The organism is Streptomyces laculatispora (assembly GCF_017353455.1).
Taxonomy (GTDB): domain Bacteria; phylum Actinomycetota; class Actinomycetes; order Streptomycetales; family Streptomycetaceae; genus Streptomyces; species Streptomyces laculatispora.
Window position 1 is genome coordinate 1 of sequence record NZ_JAFMPZ010000258.1, and the last position, 3,575, is coordinate 3,575.

At 74.4% G+C, this 3,575-nt stretch carries 6 protein-coding genes; 1 reads left to right on the top strand and 5 read right to left on the bottom strand.

The features are described 5' to 3' along the window. From J1C73_RS14430 to J1C73_RS14445, 4 genes are all read right to left on the bottom strand, one after another. The coding region (locus J1C73_RS14430) for a zf-HC2 domain-containing protein (RefSeq protein WP_207316725.1) at window positions 1–254 on the bottom strand (254 nt) is incomplete at its 3' end. Continuing rightward, window positions 251–838: a sigma-70 family RNA polymerase sigma factor gene (locus J1C73_RS14435; protein WP_207316726.1), complete on the bottom strand. Its 588-nt coding sequence runs from the start codon at window positions 836–838 to the stop codon at window positions 251–253. The genes J1C73_RS14435 and J1C73_RS14430, both read right to left, overlap by 4 nt. A gap of 130 nt (window positions 839–968) precedes the next feature. Beyond that, window positions 969–1,556: a CGNR zinc finger domain-containing protein gene (locus J1C73_RS14440; RefSeq protein ID WP_123471562.1), complete on the bottom strand. Its 588-nt coding sequence runs from the start codon at window positions 1,554–1,556 to the stop codon at window positions 969–971. Between the two features lie 104 nt (window positions 1,557–1,660). Beyond that, window positions 1,661–2,245: a GNAT family N-acetyltransferase gene (locus tag J1C73_RS14445; RefSeq protein WP_207316727.1), complete on the bottom strand. Its 585-nt coding sequence runs from the start codon at window positions 2,243–2,245 to the stop codon at window positions 1,661–1,663. Window positions 2,246–2,389: 144 nt separating this feature from the next. On the opposite strand from J1C73_RS14445, the gene J1C73_RS14450 reads away from it, so the two are divergent. Continuing rightward, window positions 2,390–2,959 carry an anthrone oxygenase family protein gene (locus J1C73_RS14450; RefSeq protein WP_207316728.1) on the top strand — a complete coding sequence of 190 codons (570 nt, stop codon included), beginning with the start codon at window positions 2,390–2,392 and terminating at the stop codon, window positions 2,957–2,959. Here the strand turns inward: J1C73_RS14450 and J1C73_RS14455 are convergent. Continuing rightward, window positions 2,908–3,575, bottom strand: a 668-nt coding sequence (locus J1C73_RS14455) for a uroporphyrinogen-III synthase (protein WP_207316729.1), incomplete at its 5' end; no start/stop codon positions are given. The genes J1C73_RS14450 and J1C73_RS14455 overlap by 52 nt on opposite strands.

The window sequence follows — 3,575 nt, forward strand, 5'->3', positions numbered from 1 at the left end:
ACCTCGGGCGGTGACCCGGCGAGCAGCGCGAGCATCGGCTCCAGGCCGGCGAACTCGTCGAGACGGTCGCCGCAGGCGGCGCAGCCGGCCAGATGCGCCTCGAAGGCGGTGGCCTCGGCGTCGTCCAGGATGCCCAGGACGTACGCGCCCGCGGCATCGTGCCCGGACCCGTCGGCGGGGACGGGGGGATCGCCGGGCCCGCCGGAAGGACCCTCCGGCCGGGGCCCGAAGGGCTCCCACTCGTGGTCGCTCATGCCGTGATCCCCCGCTCTTCGAGTACGAGCTTCATCGAGCGCAGTGCGTAGAAGACCCGGGACCGCACCGTGCCGCTGGGGATGCCGAGCGCCTCGGCCGCCTCGTTGACCGTGCGGCCCCTGAAGTAGGTCTCGACCAGTGCTTCCCGGTGGGCGGGGGTCAGATCGCCGAGCGCCTCCGAGAGCGTCATCAGCCACAACGCCCTGTCGATCTCGTCCTCCGCGGGAATGGCCTCCAGCGGCGACGGCTCGACCTCGTGCGGCCGGGCCCGGCGGCTGCGGTGGCCGTCGATGACGATGCGCCGGGCGACCGTCACCAGCCAGGGCCGGACGGAACCGGTGGCCCCGCCCAGTGAACCGGCGTTCTTCCAGGCCCGGATGAGCGTCTCCTGCACCACGTCCTCGGCGCGCTGCCGGTCCCCGGCGACGAGGCGCAGCACGTAGGCGGTCAGCGGTCCGGCGTGTTCGCGGTAGAGCGCCCGCATCAGCTCCTCGTCGGGGACGGCGGAGGGGGACGGGGGCGGCTCACCGCGCTGCCGGGCCCCGTGCGGACGGTCATCGGCCACGGCCGCATCCTTGCGCACCCGAACCTCCCGGTCGAGACCTGTTGAGCTCCTTGGTCATCGGTACGGGGATGCGGGGCGATCCATTCAGTCCGGGTCCAGGATTTTCTACGGGCCGGCTGCCGCGGGACAGGACCCGCGGCCGCAGGGGTCACGGCACCGCGTTGCGCCGCCGGTGCCGGGCGACCCGTTCGCGGTTCCCGCACACCTCGCTGGAGCACCAGCGCCGGCGCCGGCCGCGCGAGGTGTCCAGGTAGATCCGGCGGCAGTTGTCGCCCTCGCAGCGGCGCAGCCCGCCCAGGGCCACCGGGTCGGTGAGGAGTTCCACGGCGTCGCGTGCCACGGTGGCGAGCAGCGCCCGGCAGTCGGGTTCGGTGCTGAGCCCGCGCACCAGGGCGCCGTTCCCGGTGCGCACGGCGCGCACGGCGGGCGGCGCTCCGGCGGCGAGGGCGTTGACGCGCTCCAGGGCTCCCTCGGCTCCGCGGCCGCCGAGCTGTACGGTCAGCAGCCGGTCGACGGCGGTCCTCAACTGCCGGAAGAGCACGAGCCAGTTGTGGTCCACGGCGGCGAGCCGGGTGCCCTGCGGTACGGCCCCGGAGGCCACCAGCCAGTGGGCGAGCCGCTCGGGCCGGTCCAGCGGATCGGGGGCGTCGGCGCTGCCCGCCCCCGTCGCCACCAGGTCCAGACAGAGCCGCCCGGCATCGAACCGCCAGTCGCACGAGCCCTTGCGCGTTGCCATGCGCATGTCACCGCCTCGGGTCCGGCCGACGTCCACACCAGAGTGCCCCTCCCGAACCCCGCCCGTAACCCCTGGCGCCGCGCGGACCCCGGCCGCCGGGCCCCTCAGGCGCCGGGCGGGGCCGGTTCCCCGGTGCGCGGTCCGTCGTGCAGGATGCGCTGGAAGAGCCGGTGGTCGCGCCACTCGCCGTCGATGTGCATGTAGCGCGGGGCCAGGCCGAACTGCTCGAAGCCGCACTTGGTGAGCACCCGCTGCGACGCCACGTTGTCCAGGACCGTCCCCGCCTCGACCCGGTGCAGCCGCAGCTCGTCCCGGGCCAGGTCGCAGATGAGCCGCACCGCCGCCGTGGCCAGCCCGCGGCCCGCGCAGGTGACGTCCACCCAGTAGCCGAGCGTGGCGCTGTGGAACGACCCGAGCACGACGGCGTTGAGGTTGAATCCGCCGACCGCCCGGTCCTCCTCGTCCGCCAGCACCCAGGCCATCACGCGCCCCGCCTCGCGGTCGGCCAGCAGTTCGGCCAGCCGCTCGCGCTGTCCCTGCTCGGTGTAGAAGGCGTCGGGCCGCCGGGGCTCCCAGCGGCTCATGTACGTACGGCTGCGGGTCAGCGCTGCGGCGAGGGAGGCGGCGTCGGCCTCGGTGACGGGACGGAGCCGCACCTCCGGGTCGAGCCGGTGGATGTCAGTGATCATCCCTGCACGGTATCCCGGCCCGATCCGGCCGCTCCGGGCTCCCTCGTCGCCGGCCGGCGGCCCCGCGCGCCGCTTGGACGCCCGCGTATGGAGCTGCGCGCCTGAGCGATGGAGCGGGACCGCCCCCGCCGCTTCACTGGAGCCATGACAACCAGCCAGGCCCACCGGCCGAACCGCACCCTCCGCCACCTCGTGCTCGGTGGCGCCGCAGTCACCACCGGCCTCGTCGCGGGGACGTTCTACGTCTTCTCCTGCGCGGTCATGCCCGCGCTCGGCCGCAGCGACGACCGGACCTTCATCGAGGTCATGCAGAACATCAACGACGTCATAGAGAACCCGGTGTTCTTCGCCGGTTTCTTCGGCGCGCTGATCCTCACCGCGGCGGCCGCCTGGCAGCAGCGCCGCTCCCCCGGCCCGCGCGGGTGGCTCTTCGCCGCGTTCGCGGTGTACGCCGTCGCCTTCCTGCTCACCTCGGGCGTCAACGTCCCGCTCAACGACGAGCTCGCGCAGGCGGGGAACCCGGCGCACATCGCCGACCCGGCCGCCGTGCGGGACCGGTTCGAGGACGCGTGGGTCGCCTGGAACGCGGTACGGGCAGTCCTGTGCACCGCCGCGCTCACCCTCCTCCTGCGCGCCTCCCACCTGATGGCACGACAGCTCCCTCAGGAATCGCCGTACTTGACGCCCGACGCCGGGTCCATGGCCAGCCGGTAGCCGCGCTTGACGACCGTCTGGACGATCCTGGGCACGCCGAGTGCGGTACGCAGCCGGGCCATGGCCGTCTCCACCGCGTGCTCGTCCGTGCCGCTGCCGGGCAGCGCACGCAGCAGATCGGCGCGGGCCACCACCCAGCCCGGCCTGCGGGCCAGGGTGTGCAGCAGGGCCATCCCGGCCGGTGGCACCGGGCGCAGCGCGTCGTCGACCAGGACGGCGTGGCCGCGGATCTCGACCCGGTGTCCGGCGATGGGCAACGCAGTTGCCCGGGTGGGCAGTTCACGGCAGAGCACCTGGACGAGCGGGCCGAGCCGGAAGCGCTCCGGCTGGATGGTGCCGAGCCCGTGGGCCTGCAACGGCAGTGCGGTGACCGGTCCGACGCAGGCCGCTACGACGTCGTCCCGCAGGGCGCCCAGGAGTTCGGGAAGCATGCCGCGTTCCTCGGCGCGGCGCAGCAGCGAGGCGGCGGCCGGGGCGCTGGTGAAGGTGAGCGCGTCCAGGCCGCGGGCGGCGGTGAGGTCGAGGAGCCGGTCGAGCGGGGTGATGTCCTCGGGCGGCATCCAGCGGTAGACCGGGACGCCGATGACCTCGGCGCCCGCCGCCCGCAGCGACTCCA